The following is a 22,669-nucleotide window of genomic DNA, read 5'->3' on the forward strand; positions in this document are numbered from 1 at the left end:
CGGCCAGGTCTGGCGCCAGAGGGTGTGCCCGAGCGAGAGCCGGTCGGAATCGGAAGCGGTCACGAGGACTCCAGAATGCGATGCGACCGGGCATTCTACGCCAATGCGTCTTGGGGCTCAGCCCGAGAGTCCCTGATGGCCGGGAACGAGCCCCGCCAGCAACCGCTCGATAGCCTCGGCCGGCATCGGACGATAGAAGAAATAGCCCTGGATGAGATCGCAGCGCATCTCGCGCAGCAGGGTCAGCTGCTCGACATTCTCGACCCCCTCGGCGACGACCTCGAGACCCAGCCGATGGCCGATGAAGATCGCCGCTTCCATGATCGCCCGATCCTCGGGCTGGTGCGGGGCGTCATGCACGAAACTGCGGTCGATCTTCAGCGCCGTGACCGGGAAGTGCTTGAGGTAGCTCAGTGACGAGTAGCCGGTGCCGAAGTCGTCGATGGCGATACGCACCCCGCGGTGGTAGAGCCTTCGGAGCCCATCGAGCACCGACTCGTCCGCCTCGATCAGCACGTTCTCGGTGAGTTCGATGCCGATATCGCGATACCCGAGACCATGCCGCAGGAGGCAAGCCTCGAACCGCTCCAGGGCATCGGGACGAAGCAACTGACGACCGGAAACGTTGATATCGATGCGCTGCTCGCCGAACCCCTTTTCCCGCCACTCCACCTGCTGGCGGCAGGCCTCCTGGATCACCCAATCGCCGAGACGATGGATCAACCCCGAACGCTCGGCCAACGGAATGAATTCGCCCGGCGACACCGGAGGGCCCTCCGCCGGCTGCCAGCGCAGCAGAGCCTCGAGGTTCTCGACCCTGCCGCTGACCGCGGAGACCTGCGGCTGGTAATGCAGGCAGAGTTCCCCGTTTTCCAGGGCCTGCTCCAGTTGCGTGATCAGGTGGTGCTGTCGCACCAGTTCATCATGCAGGTACTGCTCGAAGAACTGCAGCCCGCCGCGACCCTCGAGCTTGGCGCGATTCTTCGCGACATCGGCATTGCGGATCAGCTCACGCGCGGTGGTGCCATTCTCGGGAAAGAGCGCCACCCCGAGACCGGCGGTCACCTGGCGGTCACGGCCATCGAGGAGGAAAGGATCGCGCAGCGCCTGCTGGACATTGCCCACCAGACGCCGCACATCGCCTTCCCGGTGCAGGCCCGGAAAGGCAAGGACGAACTCGTCGCTCGACACCCGCGCGAGCAGGTCCGTCACCCGCTGGCAACCGCGCAGGCGGCGCGTCAGCTCGACCAGCAGTCGATCGCCCTGCTCGTAGCCGAGCGCATCGTTGATGTCGACGAAGTGATCGATGTCCAGGTAGACCAGTGCCAGGACGGTGTCCTGCCGCTGGCAGGAACCGAGCAGGGCGTCGAGCTCGATCTCGAAGGTCCGGCGGTTGGGCAGGTGAGTCAGGCTATCGAAGCGGGTGGCGAAGTCCAGGTCACGCCGCGCCCGCTTCTGGTCGGACAGGTCCACATCGACGCAGAACATCAGCGGCGAGTCGGTATGCTCTCCGAGCATGACATGGTGGGAAAATACCGAGACCAGTTCACCGCTCTTGTGTTTCAGGTCGAGCTCTTCGGCGGGAATCTCGACCCCCTGGTGAACCCAGGCCCGGTGGGCCTGGATGACCCCCTCACGCATGAACTCGGGGATGATCAGGTCCTCGAGCAGGCATCCCTGGGCTTCCTCGGCGGTATATCCATAGAGCCGTGTGCTGGCCTCGTTCCAGTAGATCACGCGACGTTCCCGGTCATACCCCTGCACCGCCACCTTGGGCAGGCTCTCCAGCAAGGCTCGGAATCGCTGCTCGCTCTCCAGGTACTGCCGCCGGACCAGTGCCACCTCTTCCATGCCGGCGCCCTCGGTGCGGCCACCGACAGCGTCGGACTCAGGGGCGTCACAACGATCCTTGTGCCTCTCCTGTGGCAGGCATCCTGGCCCTTTCCGGAGACGGGAATCGCGACCGGTCATGAAGTTCCTCATCGATGCATGACGATGCTCGACATTACCCCGGGGTGGCAACGGCCATCATGCTTTCCTCCTCATCCTACATGCGTTCGTCGGTAATGGCCTAACGAAGCGTTACCAATGATCCCATCCTGGCGACCCAGGCCGGATTAGCCGAGGGCAGATCAGATGGATTGGTAGTTTTTTCGTACATTTCTTTGACATTTAGTTTCAAACCTTTTCATTTTTCTACTGTCGCCGTCGTTTCCTCGCCGGGGACGTCCGGGCAATTCCGCCCACGCAACAGGAGAAAGACCATGAAACTCGACACCCTCAAGCACGGCTTCGATGTCACAACCATGCCCCTGGACCCGCTCGCCGACTACTGGTCGCCGGAGGTCCCCACCACCCTGAGGCAGCACCTCTGGAGCCTCACCGATATCCGCGACCGGATCGACCTCGAGGCCTGGCAAGGCTTCGTCGCCGACCTGCCACGGGATCCCTACGTCAACCGGCGCTGGAAGCGCATGTCCTGGCTGACCCTGGATTCACACGGTGATGTCGAGGTGATGGGAGACTGCCCGATGGCACAGGGCGGGGCCTTCAACGATGCCGAGAGCATGGCGGACCGCCTGCGCTATTACGATCCGCTGACGCCCGACTTCCTCGCGCGCGCCGACGTCAAGGCCTTCGTCCGCGCCTGGGCCCGGCTCTGGGGCATCGGCCCCCGGGAACCGATCCTGATGCAGATCACCGGGGTGCGAGGAGAGGGCCGGGTCGACCCCCTGCAGGGTCAGGGCATCCATGCCGATGGCTGCAAGGCGCTGAGCATCCTGGTTCTGAACCGGGAGAATGTCACCGGCGCCGAGAACCATCTCTATGCCGACAAGGCCGGGACTCGCCCCCTGGCGGATGCCACCCTGGCCCCCGGCGACATCCTGCACCTGTGCGATGACCGTCTCTACCACAGCGTGGATGGCATCGCCCAGCAGGACGCTAACCTGCCGTTCGAGCGGTTCATCATCATCATCAACAGCCGCTTCGTGGACGACTTCCAGAACCGCATCCTGCGGCGGCACTTCCCCGAGGCGGTGCTCAACGAGACCCGCTGATTCCCCGCTCCGGGCAGGGAGCCCCCGGAGCCACGCTTCACAATGCGACACCCCCGGGTGTAAACCCGGGGGTGTCGTCGTCCTGCCCGGCCGTTGCAAGGTTCCGGCAGGGTGCCGTGGTAACTGCCGGCTTACTGGCGAACGCCCTCGAAGGTGACATAGAGCTCGAGGTCGTGCATCACCTCGGGAAAGTCGCTCATGGCGATGCCGAAATCGGCCAGGGTCAGCAGGGTGCTGCCCTCGAAACCGGCACGATAGCTTCCCCAGGGATCCTCGCCCTCCCCCACCAGGGTCACCGGCATCTCGATCTCGCGGGTCTCGCCGTGCAGGGTCAGGTCACCGGTCAGCACGCCCTGGTCGTCGCCATTCGGCACGAAGCCGGTGGAGACGAAGGTCGCGGTCGGGTACTCGCCGGCGTCGAGGAAATCATCGCTCAGGAAGTGGCGATCACGCTCGGCGTGGTTGGTGTTGAGGCTGGTGACGTCGACCTCGATGCGGGCCGAGGAGGCCTCGAGGTCTTCCGGGTCATAGCTGAACTCGCCACTGAAGCGCTCGAAGTTGCCGAGGATATAGGAGTAGCCGAGATGGTTGATCTTGAACTGGATGAAGGCGTGCTGGCCTTCGGTATCGATCACGTAGTCATCGGCCTGCACCTGGGACAACGGTACCAGGGCAGCGGCGGTCAGGGCGGTGGCGAGCACGGTCTTCTTCAGCATCGGTGATGTCTCCTTGGGGATCGGGTCCACCCGAAGGTGGAAGATTGCACGACGGCGTCTCGGCTCATGGCCGCCGAGAATGCGCCGGATCGATCATTCGCATTAGCACGTCGTGGCGATCGACGAAATGGTGCTTGCATGCCGCCAGGGCATGGCCCGCGGCGAGCAGGATCAGTGCCAGGGCGCTGTACCAGTGGATCTCGCCGGCAAGGCTGGCCTGGTTGGGGAGATCGCTGATCAGCGCCGGCACCACGAACCAATCGAATACGCTGATACCGCGGCCGTTGGCGGTGGAGATCAGGTAGCCGCTGACCAGCACCACCAGCATCAAGGCGTAGAGGGCGGTATGACCGAGATGGGCGGCGAGTCGTTCGAGACGGGGACCGCGGGCGGCCGGTGTTGGCTGCATGAAACGCCAGGCCAGCCGCAGCAGGGTGGCGAACAGCAGCAGCATGCCAATGGAACGATGCCACCAGGGAGCCAGGTTGTACCAGGCGTCGAAGTAACCCAGCCCGGTCATCCACCAGCCGAGCACGAAGAGCCCGATCACCGCCATGGCTCCCAGCCAGTGCAGGGCGATGCTGACGATGCCCCAGCCGGAGCGGGTATTGCGCCACATATCGACGGCTCCTCGGTGAACGTCATGACAATGCGGGCGATGATAACGCAGTGCATTATCAGCATCCGCTGAAAAAAGCCGAATGCATCGTTCGGAAAAACCGTATGCCACGCTCAGACCAGGGCGTCGAGCCCCCGGGCCAGGTCGGCGCGGATGTCACCGAGGGACTCGAGCCCCACCGCCACGCGGATCAACCCCTCGGCGATGCCCGCCGCGGCCCGCTGATCGTCGGAGAGTCGACCATGGGTGGTGGTGCCGGGGTGAGTGATGGTGGTCTTGACATCGCCCAGGTTGCCGGTGATCGACAGCATCCGGGTGGCATCGATCACCGACCAGGCCGCCTCGCGACCGCCGCGCACCTCGAAACCGAGCACCGCTCCGAAGCCCTGCTGCTGGCGCGCGGCCAGCGCATGCTGGGGGTGGCTCGTCAGGCCGCTGTAGTGGACCCGCGCCACCGCCGGGTGGGCCTCCAGCCACTCGGCCAGGATCTGGGCACTGTCGCAGTGGGCGCGCATGCGCAGGTTGAGCGTCTCCAGCCCCTTGGTGAAGATCCAGGCATTGAAGGGGCTGAGGCAGGGGCCGCAGGTGCGCACCACGCCGAACAGCTCCTCCAACTCCTTGTCGCGACCGACGACGGCGCCACCGATCGCCCTGCCCTGCCCGTCCAGGTACTTGGTGGCGGAGTGGATCACCAGGTCGGCGCCGAGCGCGATGGGCTTCTGCAGCGCCGGGGTCAAAAAGCAGTTGTCGATGGCCAACAACGCATCATGACGGTGGGCGATCTCGGCGAGTGCCGCGATATCGACCACCTCGGAGAGCGGGTTGGAGGGCGTCTCGGCGAACAGCAGCCGGGTCGCCGGCGTCACCGCCGCCTCCCAGGCCGAGAGGTCCGAGAGTTCGACGTAGCGGGTGGTGATGCCGAACTTGCCCAGGTACTTGTCGAACAGGCTGACGGTGGAGCCGAACAGCGAGCGCGAGGCGACGATCTCGTCACCGGCCGAAAGCAGCGCCAGCGCCGTGGCCAGTATCGCCGCCATGCCGGAACTGGTGGCCACGCAGCGCTCCCCGCCTTCCATCGCCGCCAGGCGCTGCTCGAAGGTGCGCACCGTGGGGTTGGTGAAGCGCGAGTAGACGTTGCCCGGCTCCTCGCCCTTGAACTTGCGTGCCGCCTCGGCCGCGCTGCCGTAGACGAAGCTCGAGGTAGGAAAGATCGGCTCGCCATGCTCCTGCTCGTGGGTACGCTGGTGGCCGGCGCGGATCGCCAGGGTTTCCAGCTCCCACTGCGGTTCTCGTGACTGATCGTGATCCATGACGGGGCCCTTAGTCGTCGATGTCGTCATCCTGATTGTGCATTCCCACCAGGGCATGATCGCCGGCACCCTGTTCCTGCTTGGCGGCGTCGTTGCGTGAGGCCTCCAGGTCGGAGAGATAGGCATCGTCGATGTCGCCGGTGACGTAGTTGCCGTCGAACACCGAGCAGTCGAACTGCTCGAGGGTCGGGTTGACCTCGTGGCAGGCGGCCTTCAGGTCGTCGAGGTCCTGGTAGAAGATGCGATCGGCGCCGATCAGCTCGCCCACCTCGGCCTCGCTGCGCCCATGGGCGATCAGCTCACTCGCCGCCGGCATGTCGATGCCGTAGACGTTGGGGTAGCGCACCGGCGGGGCCGCCGAGGCGAAGTAGACCTTGTTGGCGCCGGCTTCCCGAGCCATCTGGATGATCTGCTTGCAGGTGGTGCCGCGGACGATGGAGTCGTCCACCAGCAGCACGTTCTTGCCCTTGAACTCGATGTCGATAGCGTTGAGCTTCTGGCGCACCGACTTCTTGCGCTGGGTCTGGCCCGGCATGATGAAGGTCCGCCCGATGTAGCGGTTCTTCATGAAGCCTTCACGGTAGGTCACCCGCAGGTGCTGGGCGAGTTCGAGGGCCGAGGTGCGCGAGGTGTCGGGAATCGGGATCACCACGTCGATGTCGTGCTCTGGCCACTCGCTCTGGATGCGATCGCCGAGCTTGCGCCCCATCTGCATGCGGGTGCCATAGACATAGGCGCCATCGAGGATGGAGTCGGGACGCGCCAGGTAGACGTGCTCGAAGATGCAGGGTGCGAGCCTGGGGCGGTCGGCGCACTGCTGGGTGTGGATCGCCCCGCTCATGTCGACGAAGATCGCCTCGCCCGGATCCAGGTCGCGGTGCAGCTCGAAGCCGCCCACGTCCAGCGCCACCGACTCGGAGGCGATCATCACCTCCTGTCCCTGGCCCTCGTCGCGGGTGCCGAACACTACCGGACGGATGCCGTGGGGATCACGGAAGGCCACCAGGCCGACGCCGTTGATGATCGCCACCGCCGCATAGCCCCCCTTGCAACGACGATGCACGCGGCGTACCGCGTCGAAGATGTCGCCGGGGGCCAGGTGAAGGCCCTGCTTGCCCAGTTCGTGGGCGAAGACGTTGAGCAGCACCTCGGAGTCGGAGCTGGTGTTGATGTGACGCAGATCGGAGGAGAACAGCTCCTGCTTGAGCTGCTCGGAGTTGGTCAGGTTCCCGTTGTGAGCCAGTGTGAGGCCGTAGGGTGAGTTGACGTAGAACGGCTGCGACTCCGCCTCGCTGGAGGAGCCGGCGGTGGGATAGCGCACATGGCCGATGCCCACGTTGCCCTTGAGGCGCGCCATGTGGCGCGTGTGGAAGACGTCCCGCACCAGGCCGTTGCTCTTGCGCAACAGGAAACGGCCGTCATGCCAGGTCATCATGCCGGCGGCGTCCTGTCCGCGATGCTGGAGCACCGTCAGGGCATCGTAGATGCCCTGGTTCACCGCCTGCTTGGCCATCAGGCCCACGATACCGCACATTCCACCTTACCTCGCTTGCCTTGGTTCAGGACGGCCATGCCGCACACCGCCCCGGGATTCACATGTCAGGGGTCGTCGTCGCCTCGCCGGCCCGGTCGGCATCCGGTCCGATGCCGGCCTGGCGGTCGTTACCGGGCAGGGACATCTCGCGTAGCGACTCGGGTGCCTCGGGAATGCGCCCCTCCCAGGCCTCGAGCTGGCTCACCGCCCAGTCGCGCAGCTGTTCGAAGGTCGGGCGCAGCTCGGCATCCTGCCACGCCTCGAGCTGGGCGAGCGGCGTGAGGGTGATCAGGATGGTGCCGAGCACCAGGATCGCCGCCCCCTTGGCGGTGCCGAAGGCCGCTCCCATCACGCGATTGAACAGCCCCATGCCCACCCACTCGATGGCGGCATGCACCATGCGGATGACGATACCGCACAGCAGCACCACGGCGAAGATCACCAGGATGAAGGCCAGCACCAGGCGGGCATCGGGGTTGTCGATCAGCCCGGCCATCAGGTCGGCCACCGGCTCGGCCAGCAATCGCGCCGCGAGCAGCGCGATGATCCAGGCCGCCATGCCGAGCGCCTCGCGGATCAGCCCGCGCAGGAAGCCGGTCAGGGTGGTCACGGCCAGCACGGCGAGGAAGATCCAGTCGACCCAGGTCAGTGCCATGCTCACTCCCTCACCCGGACCAGCAGGCCCTGCAGGTTGGCCCGCTCCTTGAGCTCACCCATGGCGCGCTCACCGGCTTCCGAGGAGTCATAGGGGCCCACGTAGACGGTGGTCAGGTTGTTGTCCCGCGGACGGCTGAAGACGGCGAACCCCTGCTCGCCGAGCTGCGCCTCGAGACGCTCGGCATTGGCCGGTTCGCCGAAGCTGCCCACCTGAACCGCCCACTCGCCACCGGAGGCCGCCGGTGTCGGCGCCTCCGCTTCGCTCCCGGAGCGGCTGGCGCTCTCGGCGAGGCGCTGATCGGCGGCCCGGGCCAGCTCGGCGATGGGATCGGCGTCGACGGCGCTCGCCGGCTCGGGTGTCGCCACTGCCTCGGCGGCCTCCGCCAGAACCTCCTCGGGGGACTCGGCCGTCGCTTCCTCGGCCGGGGTCCCGGCACCAACGGGACCGTCGACCGGGGACGCCTCGTCCTGCCCCGCGGTCCGGGGCGTGAGCGCCGTCGGAGACTGGATCTGCCCGAGGCTCGCGGGAGGCTGGGGATCCGGCACGTCCCGGCGCTCGACGTCGACGGGCTGCTCGATGGTCAACACCGGTTGGGGGCGTTCACTGCGCGGGGCCGGCTCGTCGAACAGCATGGGCACGAAGATCACCGCCAGGGCGATCAGGATCACTGCTCCACTGAGGCGTTCTCGCATTCCGTACTTCATGGGGCTCCCTCGCTAGGCGTCTCATCCGCTTCAGTCTGCGCCGACGATTGCCACCACGCCAGTACCTCGCCCACGGTGAAGAAGGAACCGCACACCAGCACCCGGTCCTCGGGGGCGAGACGGGCGACCAACCAGTCGGCGCCTTCGGCGGGCGAGGCGGCGCGACGCCACACGGCGGCGCCTCGGGCGGTCAGCCGTTCGGCGAGGTCGTCGGCCGTGCGGGCCCGCTCGCCGGCCAGGCCGACCGGCACCCAGGCGTCCACCGCCGGGGCCAGGGCCGCGATCACGCCGTCGGCATCCTTGTCGCCGAGCATGCCCAGCAGGGCGATGGTGCGGCCATCACAGGGACGCGCCGCAAGCCGCTCGGCCAGGTAGGTCGCCGCGTGGGGGTTGTGGCCCACGTCGAGGCACCACTGGCCCAGCCACTGCATGCGCCCGGGCAACACCACCCGGGCCAGGGCACGGCGGCAGGCGTCCGCCTCGAGGGGCACGCCGGCCAGTGCCAGGGCCTGCAGGGCCGTGGCGGCGTTGTCCAGCGGCAGGCCGGGGTCGGGCAGGCCGCTCAGGGTGAGAAGCGCACCCGTGCCGGCGTCGTCGCCTTTGGGGTCAGACCCCGGCGGTGTCCGGGAGGCCTCGCCTTTGGGGTCAGACCCCGGCGCTGTCCGGGAGGCCTCGCCTGTGGGGTCAGACCCCGGCGGTGTCGGAGTTGCCGGAGTCGTGGCCTGTGACAGGCCCGATGACTCGGCTGGGGTCTGACCCCACAGGCTGCGCCGGCGCCGGGCGTCGTCCGCCCCCACCGGGAGCGGGCAGCGGAGGCCCTGCCAGGTCCACCCCTCGCCCTCCCCTTCCCGGCGGAACGCTTCGCCCAGGGCGTAGACCCGGGCGCCCAGCTCGCTCGCCACCGCACCGACGCTCGCCGGTAGCGTCGTACTGCCCAGCACCGCCGGGCGGCCTGCCCGCAGGATACCGGCCTTCTCGCGGCCGATGCCCTCCAGGTCGTCGCCGAGGAAGGCGGCGTGGTCCTGGGCGATGGTCGTGATCACCGCCACGTCCGGGTCGATGACGTTCACCGCATCGAGCCGCCCGCCGAGTCCCACCTCGAGGATCGCCAGGTCGGGAGGCCGGCGGGCGATGGCCCACAGCGCACCGAGGGTGCCGACCTCGAAGTAGGTCAGGCTGACCGGCTCGCCGGCCAGGCGGGCGGCTTCGACGGCCTCGAAGCCGTCGATCAGGGTGGCATCGTCGGCCTCCACCCCGTCCAGGCGCAGGCGTTCGTTGTAGCGCAGCAGGTGCGGCGAGGTATAGGTGGCCGTGGAGAGGCCATGGGCGCGGGCCAGCGACTCGAGCATGGCCACCGTGGAGCCCTTGCCGTTGGTGCCGGCCACGGTGATCACCCGCCCCGCGGGCGGGGCGTCGAGCAGGCCCAGGCGGCGGGCGACCTCGGCCACGCGCTCAAGGCCGAGGTCGATGCCCACCGGATGGGCCGCTTCCAGCCGGGCCAGCCAGGCGTCGAGGGATGTGGACAGGGCGGTGTCACGCATGGCGGTAGCGGTCAGCGCGGGCCATCGGCGCGGTCATCACGCCCCGCGTCCTCGCCTTCGGCGCGCGCAGGGGCCTCATGCTCGGGAAGGGTCAGGGTATAGTCGGCGTCGGCCTGAGCCTGTTCGGCGGCATCCACCAGGTCGAGTTCGCGCTCCGCCTCGTCGGCCAGGCCGATGGCCGGCTGGTGGGTCAGCTTGCGCAGCACGCCGCCGAGGCGATCGCGCATCTCGCGGCGGTGGACGATCATGTCGACGGTACCGTGCTCGAGCAGGAACTCGCTACGCTGGAAGCCTTCGGGAAGTTTCTCGCGCACGGTCTGCTCGATGACCCGGGGCCCGGCGAAGCCGATCAGGGCATTGGGCTCGGCGACGTTGAGGTCCCCGAGCATGGCCAGCGACGCCGAGACGCCGCCGAACACCGGGTCGGTGAGCACCGAGATGTAAGGCACGCCGGCCAGCTTGAGCTTCTCCAGCGCGGCCGAGGTCTTGGCCATCTGCATCAGCGAGAACAGCGCCTCCTGCATCCGCGCCCCACCCGAGGCGGAGAAGCAGATCAGCGGGATGCCCTCCTCCAGGGCCACGGTGGCGGCACGCACGAACTTCTCGCCCACCACACCGCCCATGGAACCGCCCATGAAGGTGAACTCGAAGGAGACCACTACCACCGGCAGGCCATCCAGGGTGCCCCGCATGGCGATCAAGGCGTCCTTCTCGCCGGTCTCCTTCTGGGCCGCCGCCAGGCGGTCCCGGTACTTCTTGGAGTCGCGGAACTTGAGGCGGTCGACCGGCTCCACCTCGGCGGCCAGTTCCTCGCGTCCCGCCTTGTCGAGGAACCAGTCGAGCCGCTTGCGCGCGGTCAGGCGCAGGTGATGGTCGCACTTGGGGCAGACGTTGTGGTGCTTCTCGAGTTCGGGGAGATAGAGCACCGCCTCGCACTTGGGGCACTTGCGCCACAGGCCGTCGGGCACGCTCGCGCGCCGGTCCTTGCGCTGGATGCGCCCCATGGAGGGCACGATCTTGTCTAGCCAGCTCATGTCAGAAAGGGTTCCGTCATCTGGTCGGCGCCCGGCACCCCGGGCGCGTGAATCGAATCGATCGACGAAGGCCGCCGTCAGGCGCCACTCGTGGCGTCCAGGGCCTCGCGCATCTCGCCCAGCACCGCCTTGAGCTCGGCGGGAATCGCCTCCGGACGCTCGGCGTTGGCGGCGATGCGGCTGACCAGGGCCGAGCCGACGATCACCCCGTCGGCGACCTTGCCCACCTCCGCCGCCGAGGCACCGTCACGGATGCCGAAGCCGACGCACAGCGGCAGGTCGGTCATTTCGCGCAGCGGCGCCAGGTGCGCGGCCACGTCCTCGGCGTTGAGGCTTGCCGCACCGGTCACGCCCTTGAGCGAGACATAGTAGAGATAGCCTTCGCCGTGGGCGCATATTGTAGCGGCCCGGGCGTTGGAAGTGGTAGGGGCCACGAGGAAGATCGAGGCCAGTCCCCGGGCCTTGAGCACGGGACCGAACTCCTCGGCCTCCTCCGGCGGCATGTCGACGGTCAGCACGCCGTCGACGCCGGCTGCCGCGGCCTGCTCGGCGAAGGCCTCGAGGCCGATCCGCTCCACCGGGTTGAGGTAGCCCATCAACACTACCGGGGTGGTGGTGTCGGCCTGGCGGAACTCGCGCACCATCTCGAACAGATGGGAGAGGCGCACGCCGTGCTTCAGGGCCCGCTCGCAGGCCTTCTGGATCACCGGGCCGTCGGCCATGGGGTCGGAGAAGGGTACGCCGAGTTCGATCACGTCGGCCCCCGCTTCCACCAGGGCATGCATGAAGGTCACGGTGTGTTCGGGAGCCGGGTCGCCGGCCGTGATATAGGGAATCAGCGCGCGGCGCCCCTGGGCCTTGAGCTCGGCAAAGCGTTGGTCGATACGATTCATGTCAGCCCCTTAGAATTCGATGCCGTCGAGCTTGGCCACGGTCATGATGTCCTTGTCGCCGCGCCCGGAGAGGTTGACCACGATCTGCTGGTCGGGGCGCATGGTGGGGGCCAGCACCTTGGCATGGGCCAGGGCATGGGCCGACTCGAGGGCCGGCATGATGCCCTCGACATGGGTCAGCTCGCGGAAGGCCTCGAGCACGGCATCGTCGTTGGCGGCCACGTACTGAACCCGCCCCACGTCCTTCCACAGGGCATGCTCGGGACCGACGCCCGGGTAGTCGAGGCCCGCCGAGATCGAGTGGGTATCGGAGACCTGCCCGCCCTCGTCGGACATCAGGTAGGTGCGGTTGCCGTGCAGCACGCCGCGCGGCGCGCCGGACGCCAGCGGGGCGGCATGGCGACCGGTCGCGATGCCGTCGCCACCGGCCTCGACGCCGTACATCGTCACCTCGTCGTCCTCGACGAAGGGATAGAAGAGCCCCATGGCGTTGGAGCCGCCGCCGACGCAGGCGATCAGCGCATCGGGCAGCTTGCCGAACTCCTCGAGCGACTGGCGACGCGCCTCGCGGCCGACCACGGCGTTGAAATCGCGCACCAGCATCGGATAGGGGTGCGGGCCGGCCACGGTGCCGATGATGTAGAAAGTATCGTCGACGTTGGTGACCCAGTCGCGCAGCGCCTCGTTCATGGCATCCTTGAGGGTGCGGGTGCCGGACTCCACCGGGATCACGTTGGCCCCGAGCAGATGCATGCGGTAGACATTGAGCTTCTGGCGCTCGACGTCTTCGGCCCCCATGTAGACGTCGCACGCAAGCCCCAGGCGCGCCGCCACGGTGGCGGTGGCCACACCGTGCTGGCCGGCACCGGTCTCGGCGATCACCCGCGGCTTGCCGCTTCTCTTGGCGAGCAGCGCCTGACCGATGGTGTTGTTCACCTTGTGCGCGCCGGTGTGGTTGAGGTCCTCGCGCTTGAGCCAGATCTGTGCCCCGCCGAGCTGCTTCGACCACCGCTCGGCGTGATAGAGCGGCGAGGGACGACCCACGTAGTGGGCCAGGTCATAGTCGAATTCCGCCTGGAAGGCCGGGTCGTCGCGAAGACTCAGGTAGGTCTTCTCCAGCTCGTCCAGGGCGAAGCTCAGGGTCTCCGAGACGAACCGGCCGCCGTAGGGGCCGAAGTGGCCGCGGGCATCCGGCAGTCGGGTCAGGTCACTGAACTTGCTCACGAAAGACACCTCACAGGTCGCCAGAAAGGGGCTTGTGGTTGAAAGCGGTTGAGTCAGGAGTCGGCGGGCGGATCATCCCGCCGAGCGACCCTCGTCGCCACGGCGGACGGCCTGCAGGAAGGCCGCGATACGCCCGGCATCCTTGACACCGGGGGAGGCCTCCACGCCGCCGGAAACGTCCACCGCAAAGGGCCGCACCCGGGTGATCGCCTCGGCCACGTTGTCGGCCCGCAACCCCCCGGCGAGGATAACAGGTTTTGCCAGGTTTGCGGGGATTCGCGACCAGTCGAAGGTCTCGCCGGTGCCACCCGGCACACCGGGGCGATAGGCGTCGAGCAGCAACGCCTGGGCCACCCGGTAGTCACGGGCGGCAACATGCAGGTCGAGGCCATCGCGCATGCGCAGCGCCTTGATCCAGGGTCGGCTGAAACCGGCACAGAAGTCGGGGGCTTCGCCGCCGTGGAACTGCAGCAGGTCGAGGTGCTCGGCACAGCGGGCGATCAGCTCGGGATCCTGATCGACGAAGAGCCCCACCCGAGTGACGAAGGCCGGCACCCGCGCTGCGAGCGCGGCCAGGCGGGCCTCGTCGATGGCCCGCTTGCTGCCGGGCCAGAGCACGAAGCCCAGGGCATCGGCACCGGCCGCCACGGCGGCGTCCACGTCCTGTTCGCGGGTCAGGCCGCAGATCTTCACCCGAGTACGCCTCGCCACGACCTGTGCGTCAGTCATGCCCATCCTTGCTTATCCCTCGCCTGTGTCATCTTTCGTCGGTCATCTCGCCAGCGAGATCGGCGAGCACCGCCCGGTGTACCTCGGGCAAATGCTCGTAACTGCTAGGATAACATAGGCGTTTGACCACCACGGCCCGGGCAATGGCCGCAAGACGATGGAAGCGTTCTCGGGTCATGTCCGCTTGCGCGGTGTCGCCCTGCCCGCCCGCAACCCCACACCCCTCCAGCTCCTCGGCCAGGAAGGAGTGGCGGACGAGCTGGATCAGCGCTTCGCCCGGGCCAAGCGACTCCAGGCGTATCGCCGTGTTGCCCCTGGTGACGACACGGCGCTCCAGCAGGTAGATCCTCGCCACGGGCAGTGACTCCCTGGCGATGCCTCCCACTCTCTCTGCCGGCACGCTGAGCTTCGGGAAGGAAGGATGGACCGGCTCGAAGCCATCGGCGGTGCCGACGAAGCGCTGCGCCTGCTCCGGGGTCAACTTCAGCTGAGGGAAGGCATGCCGACACCATACCCGCTCGCCCTCTGGCTGCAGTGCCGCGATATCGTCGGCGAGGAGGGAAAAACCCGCCGCGACCAGGGATGTCACCAGGGTGCTCTTGCCACCGGTGCGATCCGCCGCGAACAGCACCGCCTGGCCATCATGGGCCACTGCCCCGGCATGCAGGGCACTCACGCCGCTCATCTCGAGGTAATAGGACAGAACATCCCCGAGCAGATACAGATCCACCATGGAGCCAAACTCGACAGCCTGCAGCCGGCAGTCGATTCGCCCGGGAGCGACCAGGAAATCCGCCACCCGTGCGAAGCGCATCAAGCTGCCACCGGCAACGGGATAGATCTCCAGAACATGCTCGCCGAACCGGTTCCTGGCCGGGCTCAGGTAAAGGGCGCCCCGGGCCGGGGGTGCGAGTCGCTCCCCCCCCAGCTCGCAATGAAAGGTCAGGTCGCACTCCACCGTGGCGGGCGCCACGCTCAGGGGGAAGCGGAAACGATGAGTGGTCTCCAGGCAGAAACCATAGATCCAGTAACGGTATGCCACGCTGACTCCCCTGTCGCTGACTCAGCGACGGACCATGATGCCGTTCTCCTCGAGTTCCACCACCAGCGAGGCCAGATCCCGGCGAAGCGCCTCCGGCGCTACGGCATAGTCGCCCAGCAGCATCGAGATGGCACCCTCCAAGCTGCCGGATTCCAGCAGGGCACGCCACATGTCGGCCGCCGTCGGATCGAGCTGGAAACAGAGCGCGGTCTCCGTGGCCTCGGCCGGGAAGCGTGCCACCGCAACCGATGCGCCGATCGGTGCCCATAGCACGCGGTCGGCGGACCTGAGGGGACCAGGCTCCGCTGCCTGCAGCCTGAGCCCAGTCGGCGCCTTCCTCCCCGCGAGGCCAACCGACTCCGCTTGCAGCCGCGCGGCCAGGACACGACGCTTGAGGCACAGCGACGGCGGCCAGACGTTCCAGCCGGTTTCGAAGCGCCCCGCTTCGGCATCCCAGTACTTTGTCTCGGGCTCGCACCAGGCGAAGGCCACGTATTCGGCGATTCCGTCCCAGTAGCCATTGTCGCCAATCCGCTCCCGGCGCTCCCTGAGCCATAGAGGATAGGCCTCGCCGAACCATTCGGGGGCAACATCGCTGAGGTCTTCGGCATTGAGGCAGGCCACGACCCTGGGCTCGCCCCGTTCGATGGCGCGGCACAGCTCCGGGGGGGCAAACAGTGGGCAGAAGATGACGGCAGGGGCGTCACACCGCTCAAGAAACTGCTGGAAGCGCACCCCGGACAGGGCACAGTCGTCCACCACCAACCAAGGCTCCGACTCCCCGCGGCCGGACATGTCGGGCACACCGATCTGATCGGGGCGCAAATCCAGCAGGTAGGAGAGCATACCAAGAACGATCCATCCCCCGCGGGGGATGGCGGTATAGCGAAAACTCGACAGTGCGTCCTGGCCGAAGCGCCCCCTGAGGACCGTAGCGAGACGCTCCGTCGCCTGCTCCGCGGCGGGGTAATCGATATAGCGAGGGCATTCGAGCACCTTATGGAGTTGGGCCGCCAGGTCCGCCAGCAGGGCCTGCTGCTCCCCCGAGAACTGGCCGAAGACCGCGACCATCAGCTCGGGCCAGGCTCGCGCCACGAGCCTGGCCCCCTTCATTCTGACCCACAGTGGATTGGCTCGAATCCCCTCGCCCAGCGCCCTCAGGGCCGACTCCCGGTCGGGCTGCCGGGTAAAGGCAAGAAGCGGCTCGATGGCCTCTCGGCCATCGAGCAGCAGGACGGCATCGATGCCACTGTCCACTTTTTCCTTGTCCACGGGTCGAGTCAGCGCGATGGCGGTCCGATGCCAGCCCCTTGTCAGGGCCTACCGATTGTGTCCCGGCGGGTTGCGGCTGCCGGGTTCATGCGGCGCACTCCCAGGCCATACATCCGACCCAGGTCTGGTTAACCCCACCAGAGTGATATCCGCCACGGTACCCCACCTGGTCAGCTGCGGACGGCGGTATTCGCGCCGCGCGTCGGGCTTCACTGCTTGATTCTCGTTCATCAGCGTATCCTCCAGCCAATCAACTCGCGGGTGTCGAACACCACCCTGATCACCCAAGATTACATATACCTACATGAACTTACATAAAGCAGGTTAGGCCAGTCCACCTTCGCCAACCATGCGGAGAAAGCGTGGTTTCAGACGAGCAGGAAGCTGATTTTTTTCACACCCTTATTTTCGTAATCTTAGTAGCAGCAAGCACCATCAGACTCCTCGCGGCCGGGCTCGCACGGTCAGGACCAGTAGCGTCGCAACCAGATCTCGAGGGAGAGGGTCGGCCAAAGATCGAAGCTGGGTGCTTCGCCGCGCACGAAGCGCTCGAAACGCTCGCGAAGGGCCGCTTCGTCGATAAAGCCGTAGTCGGCACAGCGGCTTTGGGTCAGCAGATCCAGCACCTTGTCGTGGGCCTTGTCGCGCAGCGCACCGAAGTAGAGGGGTTCGGGGGAGACCTTGCCGACCAACCCGATGGCTTCAGCCGGCATGATGCCCTCCATGGCCCGTCGCGCCAGCCGTTTCACCTCGGTGGCAGTACCGACGCAGTACTGAGGGCAGGTGAGAATAAATTCGGCGATGCGCCTGTCGCTCCAGGGATCGGCAAAGCCCACGCCTTGCGAGGCGGTGATGCGATCGGCGTAGGTTACTCCCCGCAGGACCAGCGGCGAGAAGATATGAATGTAACGGTCCCGTGAGGCGCTGCGTGGCCAGTTCGCTGCCGCGGCTCGCACCGGTTCGATCGCTGGCACCCTGGCCCGGTGCAGGAAGTCCAGGGAGACATAGGACTCCGCCCGTCTTATCGGACCACGCAGCAACGGATGCGACGCCGCGGCGTCCCCCTTGCTGCGCCTGGAACCGAAGCGTCGAGCGGCACGCAGGCCGCGGGCGAGACGGCTTTCTCGCAGAAGATCCGACAGCACGGGGCGCACCAGGTAGCGGGATAGGGTTGAGGAGCGTGGCAGCGAGTATATCTTCGACAGTGCTGCCAGCTCACGACGGACCTCACGGAAATGGCCGGCCAGCAGCATGCCGGGTACGTCGCTAACGTCTCCCCCACACATGACATCACCGCGTGAGCCATAGAACATTACGCTGACCCGATCGACCGCCGCCGCGGACAGGGAGCGTTCCAGGAAGGGTTGGAACATGGAGAAGAAGGGATCGTCCTCGTGGGGCTGGTTGGCGGCCTCTTCGACCAGGGGGTAGGTCTCCTCCGCCGGCACCTCGTGGACCGACATCCCGAAATGATCCGCGATACGGTAGATGTTCTCGCGCTCATCGCACTCGGGAAGTTCAGGGAATACCCAGCTATAGGCACGCATCGAGGGAACGCCTTCACCTTGCATGCGAAGCCAGCCTGCCACCGAGGCGACACTGGCGGAGTCGACCCCGCCGCTCAGGCTCACACCCACCGAACGCCGGGCGCGCAAGCGACAGCGCACCGCCTCCGTCAACAGCTCGCGCAGGTGATCGGCGTATGCCCTCTCGTCACGGTAGCGAAGGCATCGCTCTGGATCGGGAGCCCAGAAGTACCGGCTCCGCTTCCGCCCCACCAGATCGATCACCACCTCCTCGGCGGGCTTGAGCTCCTCGATCCCGGCATAGAACACCTGTCCCGGCGGTGTCTGCATGCCGCAGAGGTGCCAGCCGACGGCTTGCTCGTTCAAGCGACGCGGCACGCCGTTCACCGCCAGAATCTGCCGGACCTCGGTGGCAAACAGCACCCGTCCCGACTCGATCCGGTAGTAGAGGGAGCGCATCCCCATGGCGTCCCTGGCCAAGTGCAGCTGTAGACGATCCGCATCCCAGAGTACGTAGGCAAAGTCCCCGAGCAGTCGGGCAGGGCCCTCTTCGCCGGCATGGAGCAACATGCCGAGCATAAGCTCGGCATCCGTTGACGCCTCGCCACGCAAGTGTGGGCTCACGTCGGCGCACACGTCGCGATTATCGAGTCGCGCATCGGCAGCGAACAGCAAACCATGCTTGTTTTCGATCACCGGGCGACACGCACCGGTACCGTCAGAAGAGGTATCGAGCGACAGGCAGGCAATCCCCACCCGCCCATCGTAGTGGTATTCGATGCCGTCGGGGCCTCGGTACGCCGCCCGTGCCACCATCCGCTCCAGCTCGGCTCGCTCGACCGGGGTGCCATCGAAATGGATGATGCCGCAAATGCCGCTCACAGGGTGTGCACCCTCCCGCAGGAATTTCGGGCCACAGCATCTCGCCCACCCTTGCACAGCCGGCGGATGGCGTACGAAGCTAACCGGGAACCTCATCTGCCACGATCAGACAGATGGATGGTCGCCTGAAAACTGTAGCAGAGAAATCCACGGTCACGCGCATCGACCGCAGCGGGGCCGAGTCATACTTGCCCATGGCCCGGTCATGTCGGAGGAAACGAAACCGGAGATCACTCGGGCGCCCCCTCCCCGGCCACCGTCTCGGCCACCGGCCGACCACGCCGGAATTCGACCATGGGGCAGTCGGGCAGTTCGCGCTCGCCGGTCCACTCCCCGAGGAAGGCCAGCAGGTTGGGCCCCAGAGGCTCCCGTGGCAACCCCCAGGACTCGTCGTAGAGCGAGTCGACGAAGTGCAGGCCACAGGCCGGTGCGGTGACGTCGGCGAGGGTGCGGTCCTTGAGCGCCATCAGGCGCGCCAGGTAGTCGCTGCCCTGCTCGCCGCGCCCCACGGTCACCAGGGCCCCGACGATGTTGCGGATCATGTGGTGCAGGAAGGCATTGCCCTGGACGTCGATCACCACCAGCGGGCCGTGGCGATGCACCTCGATGAAGTGCAGGTGGCGCCAGGCGGTCTTCGATTGACAGCCGGCGGCGCGAAAGCTCGAGAAGTCATGCTCACCGACCAGGGCCTGGGCGGCCCGGTGCATGGCATCGGCATCCAGGGGATCGCGACACCAGGTGGCATTGGCGCGCTCCAGCACCGGGCGGCTCGGCTGGTTGAGGATCACGTAGCGGTAGCGCCGGGCCAGCGCCTTGAAGCGGGCATGGAAGTCGTCGGGGACCGCCTTTATCCAGCGCACCGCGATGTCCCGCGGCAGGTTGGCGTTGACGCCGAACACCCAGGCCTTCTGCGAGCGCGGGGCCACCGGATCGAAGTGCACGATCTGGCGTGTGGCGTGGACGCCGGAGTCGGTGCGGCCACTGGCATGCACCGTCACCGGGTGGCTCGCCACCTTCGCCAGCGCCGTTTCCAGCTCGGCCTGCACCGAGGCGGCATGCTTGAGGCGCTGCCAGCCACAGTAGGCGCTGCCGTCATACTCCACCCCCATGACCAGGCGGCCGGCAAGGGGGGTGCGATCGTCGAGGGGTCGGAACAGGGTCATGCGGCCTTCAGAGATCGTGGCGGGTGATCAGCTCCCGGGCTTCCTCCCGTACCGACGGGTCGTCGGTCAGCTTGCGCAGCAGCGGCCGCGCCCGGTCGACCTCGCCCGCGTCCAGCAAGCGGCGTGCCTCGGCCAGCATCGATGCGGCGGAGGTGCCGGCGGAAAGCCACTCATTATCCCGATCCAGCGGCGGGAATGCTACCTCTTCGACCTCCCAATCGCCGGGCACCTCGGCGGGACCGCGGTCATCGTCCCGAGGCGTCCCGGGCGCGGACTCCCCTACCGCCCCCTCCTCGGGATTGGACGGACGGAACTCCACGCTGGGCTGCATCGGCGTCTCCTCCCGGGGCGACGGGCTCGGATCCAGGGAGGGCGGCCGATAGTCGATGATGTCGCGACCGAGATCGTCGACCCGACGGGACAGCGTCGATGCGGGCGGCGGCTCGGGGGCAGGGGGCGGGTCGTCTTCGCTCGCCTCGGGGCGTGGGGCTTCCGGTGCGGCCCGGGTTGGCCGGACATCGCCTTCGGGCTCGGGCTCCGAGGTGGACTCGGGTTCAGGCTCGGGCTCAAAGGTGGACTCGGACTCGGGCTCCGAGGTGGACTCGGGCTCGGGCTCGGGCTCGGGACGACGATAGCGGGCGCCGGCGTCGTCACTCCCCTGCCCGACGACCGGATCGTCATTGGCTCGCTCCGGCGGAGCGCCACCCATCGATCTCAGCGCCTGGGCCGTCTCATCCTCCTCGCCGGGCTCATCGAAGCGCCGCGGCGGCAGCTCCTCGGGTTCGGCGAAGACGGCCCGGCCGTCATCCGGCGAAGACGGCGAGGGGGCCGGCGCCGGAGGCCGCCGGCCCATCAGTCTATCCACGTCAGCCAGCATCCCCGGGTCGCCACCGGCCCTCAATCGCCCGGCCTCGCGGTCGGCACTCTCGTGGTTGCCCTGCTCCAGGTGAACCATCAGCAGCTTCAGACGCAGATCGTCGCGTTCCGGCTCACGCTCCAGGCTGGTCTCGAGCAGCTCCCGGGCCTGGTCGAAACGCCCGTAGGCGATGAAGATATCGGCCTCGTTGATCGCCTCCGCCTGGGGCATGGAGGCTCGTACCGGGGCCGTCACGGCCTCACCGGCCATCGAGGAGGTACCCGCCACGGGGCCGCCCACGCCGCCACCCGGCGTCACTGACTGTACCTGGCCGAAGGTGGCTACCGTCTCGGCTCGCCGCTGTCGGCGTCGCATCAGGGCCCAGAGTGCCAACAGGGCGGCGAGCGCGCTACCCCCCAGCATCAGGGTGCGATCCTGCGCCCCCTGGTAGAAGGCGCCCCACCAGGGCGCGTCGGACGGCGCCTCCCCATTCGCGGGCGGCACCACGCCCCCCGTCCCGGGACCGTCGACGCCCTGCCCTCCGGCGCCGAGTGCCGCCACCTGGTCGCGCAGGGCGGCGAGTTCCTCGCGCATCCCGTCGAGCTCGCCCTGGAGTGCGTCCCGCTCACTGCGCACCGCCTCCAGGGCCCGCTGGCTCTCGAGCCAGCGGGCCTCGAGACGCAGCAGGCGCTCGTCACTGGTCAGGTCGCCGGCGCCATGGAGGCTCTCGAGCACCGACGGGTCGATGACGACCCGCTCGCCGGCGTCGACCATGCCGCCTCCCTCACCCGCGGCTTCTCGCCCCCCCTCGCCCTCCCCCGTTCCGGCGCTTCGCGTGGCCTCGGCCGCCACCTCGGCATCGGTCAGCAGCGTCAGTCGCGGCCCCTCCTGCTCGCCGGCCACGCTCTCCGGCGAGACTTCGGCGTCCGGCACGACCTCCTCGGATGGCATCGCCGTCGAGGAAGCGTCCGTGGACGGCATCTCGGTGGGACCGACCGCCGCCACGGCCGTCTCCGGCGCGGTCGCCTGGTCGCCATCGAGCGGCACCCGGGCCGGCGCCCCGCTGCCGCGGTTGGCCCAGGCCTGGTTCATGGCCTGGACGATCCGGTCGGCGTCGCCCGACGACCGGGCGGCGATGGCCTCCCGGGCCGGCACCACCAGCGTGAAACCGGCGCGCATGGCGTTGATGTTGCCCGAGGGAAACACCTCGGGGTTGGCTGCCACCAGCGCCACCATCATCTGGTTCATGCTGATGCCGCTGTCCGGCCGCAGGCGGCCGGCCACCGCCCAGAGGGTGTCGCCACTGCGCACCCAGGCCGGGTCACCGCCACCGGCCTCGGCCGATGGGCGGGTGATGGGCCGCGCCGGCGCCGCTGGCTCGTCGCGCGGCGGCGAGCCAACAGTCGTCGCCACGGAGCGGGCAGGCGCCCCGATCAATGCCGGCATCTGGTCGTAGTCGGGCGGGTCGAGCAGCAGGGTCACCTCGCGCAGCTGCTGCCCACCGGGCCAATCGAAGCGCAGCAGCAGATCGAGCCAGGGCTCGCGCACGGGGCGCTCGGTCACCAGTTCCAGTATCAATCGTCCCTCGCGCTGCTCGACGGCGAGGCGCACGCTGGCTGCCAGCGGGGTACGCGTCAGACCGGCGGCCGAGAAGGCGCGCTCGTCGGCCACCGAGACATTGAGCAGGCCCGCCTGCATCCCGCCGGTATCGGTCAGGGGGATGCTGGCGCGCAACGGTGCATTGAGCGTCGAGCGCACGTCGGCCTCGCCCAACCCCAGCGCCAGCGCCAGGGGGCTGGCGGCCGAGAGCGAGAGCAGCATGGCGAGAGTCAGCTTGCGTTTCATGAGGTTCCCTTGCGTCTCCCGGCTGGCCGCCGACCCGGCGGCGGCCAGCCGGCGAAATGATG

General features: G+C 67.7%; 18 protein-coding genes. 1 reads left to right on the forward strand and 17 read right to left on the reverse strand.

Going from position 1 to position 22,669, the window contains the following annotated elements; genetic code table 11:
- Positions 1-117: 117 nt before the first annotated feature.
- On the reverse strand, positions 118-1,851 hold the full coding sequence (locus AC5W54_RS10530) for a putative bifunctional diguanylate cyclase/phosphodiesterase (protein WP_495962036.1): 1,734 nt from the start codon (positions 1,849-1,851) through the stop codon (positions 118-120).
- A 413-nt stretch (positions 1,852-2,264) separates the two neighbouring features.
- Between AC5W54_RS10530 and AC5W54_RS10535 the strand changes: the two genes are divergently transcribed.
- Positions 2,265-3,059 carry a 2OG-Fe dioxygenase family protein gene (locus AC5W54_RS10535; protein WP_495962037.1) on the forward strand — a complete coding sequence of 265 codons (795 nt, stop codon included), beginning with the start codon at positions 2,265-2,267 and terminating at the stop codon, positions 3,057-3,059.
- Positions 3,060-3,190: 131 nt separating this feature from the next.
- Here the strand turns inward: AC5W54_RS10535 and AC5W54_RS10540 are convergent, their stop codons facing one another.
- The 16 genes from AC5W54_RS10540 to AC5W54_RS10615 form a co-directional block, all read right to left on the reverse strand.
- Positions 3,191-3,775 carry a YceI family protein gene (locus AC5W54_RS10540; RefSeq protein WP_495962038.1) on the reverse strand — a complete coding sequence of 195 codons (585 nt, stop codon included), beginning with the start codon at positions 3,773-3,775 and terminating at the stop codon, positions 3,191-3,193.
- Positions 3,776-3,839: 64 nt separating this feature from the next.
- Positions 3,840-4,394, reverse strand: coding sequence for a cytochrome b (locus tag AC5W54_RS10545; protein WP_495962039.1), 555 nt, complete (start codon positions 4,392-4,394; stop codon positions 3,840-3,842).
- 113 nt (positions 4,395-4,507) lie between these two features.
- Positions 4,508-5,704 (reverse strand): O-succinylhomoserine sulfhydrylase, encoded by a 1,197-nt coding sequence (locus tag AC5W54_RS10550; protein ID WP_495962040.1) that lies wholly within the window; start codon positions 5,702-5,704, stop codon positions 4,508-4,510.
- Between the two features lie 10 nt (positions 5,705-5,714).
- The gene (gene purF, locus AC5W54_RS10555) at positions 5,715-7,238 is read right to left on the reverse strand and encodes an amidophosphoribosyltransferase (protein WP_495962041.1); all 1,524 of its coding nucleotides are present in this window, start codon (positions 7,236-7,238) and stop codon (positions 5,715-5,717) included.
- Positions 7,239-7,296: 58 nt separating this feature from the next.
- Complete coding sequence (locus AC5W54_RS10560; RefSeq protein WP_495962042.1) at positions 7,297-7,893, reverse strand: CvpA family protein; 597 nt, start codon at positions 7,891-7,893, stop codon at positions 7,297-7,299.
- A 2-nt stretch (positions 7,894-7,895) separates the two neighbouring features.
- The gene (locus tag AC5W54_RS10565) at positions 7,896-8,600 is read right to left on the reverse strand and encodes an SPOR domain-containing protein (protein WP_495962043.1); all 705 of its coding nucleotides are present in this window, start codon (positions 8,598-8,600) and stop codon (positions 7,896-7,898) included.
- A complete protein-coding gene (locus tag AC5W54_RS10570; protein WP_495962044.1) occupies positions 8,597-10,141 on the reverse strand; it encodes a bifunctional folylpolyglutamate synthase/dihydrofolate synthase in 1,545 nt (514 codons plus the stop codon). Before AC5W54_RS10570 ends, AC5W54_RS10565 begins: the two co-directional genes overlap by 4 nt.
- Before the next feature lie 11 nt (positions 10,142-10,152).
- The gene (gene accD, locus AC5W54_RS10575; protein ID WP_495962045.1) at positions 10,153-11,175 is read right to left on the reverse strand and encodes an acetyl-CoA carboxylase, carboxyltransferase subunit beta; all 1,023 of its coding nucleotides are present in this window, start codon (positions 11,173-11,175) and stop codon (positions 10,153-10,155) included.
- 77 nt (positions 11,176-11,252) lie between these two features.
- Complete coding sequence (gene trpA, locus AC5W54_RS10580) at positions 11,253-12,068, reverse strand: tryptophan synthase subunit alpha (protein WP_495962046.1); 816 nt, start codon at positions 12,066-12,068, stop codon at positions 11,253-11,255.
- A gap of 9 nt (positions 12,069-12,077) precedes the next feature.
- Positions 12,078-13,292, reverse strand: a complete 1,215-nt coding sequence (gene trpB / locus AC5W54_RS10585; protein WP_495962047.1) for a tryptophan synthase subunit beta — start codon at positions 13,290-13,292, stop codon at positions 12,078-12,080.
- Positions 13,293-13,364: 72 nt separating this feature from the next.
- Positions 13,365-14,021: a phosphoribosylanthranilate isomerase gene (locus AC5W54_RS10590; RefSeq protein WP_495962048.1), complete on the reverse strand. Its 657-nt coding sequence runs from the start codon at positions 14,019-14,021 to the stop codon at positions 13,365-13,367.
- Between the two features lie 28 nt (positions 14,022-14,049).
- Positions 14,050-15,063 (reverse strand): hypothetical protein, encoded by a 1,014-nt coding sequence (locus tag AC5W54_RS10595; protein WP_495962049.1) that lies wholly within the window; start codon positions 15,061-15,063, stop codon positions 14,050-14,052.
- A 21-nt stretch (positions 15,064-15,084) separates the two neighbouring features.
- Positions 15,085-16,335 (reverse strand): PqqD family protein, encoded by a 1,251-nt coding sequence (locus AC5W54_RS10600; protein WP_495962050.1) that lies wholly within the window; start codon positions 16,333-16,335, stop codon positions 15,085-15,087.
- Positions 16,336-16,799: 464 nt separating this feature from the next.
- On the reverse strand, positions 16,800-18,839 hold the full coding sequence (locus AC5W54_RS10605) for an asparagine synthetase B family protein (protein WP_495962051.1): 2,040 nt from the start codon (positions 18,837-18,839) through the stop codon (positions 16,800-16,802).
- 134 nt (positions 18,840-18,973) lie between these two features.
- The gene (gene truA / locus AC5W54_RS10610) at positions 18,974-19,906 is read right to left on the reverse strand and encodes a tRNA pseudouridine(38-40) synthase TruA (protein WP_495962052.1); all 933 of its coding nucleotides are present in this window, start codon (positions 19,904-19,906) and stop codon (positions 18,974-18,976) included.
- A gap of 7 nt (positions 19,907-19,913) precedes the next feature.
- Complete coding sequence (locus AC5W54_RS10615) at positions 19,914-22,607, reverse strand: type IV pilus assembly protein FimV (protein WP_495962053.1); 2,694 nt, start codon at positions 22,605-22,607, stop codon at positions 19,914-19,916.
- Positions 22,608-22,669 lie beyond the last annotated feature (62 nt).

This window comes from Halomonas sp. LMYGS-3 (assembly GCF_059509875.1).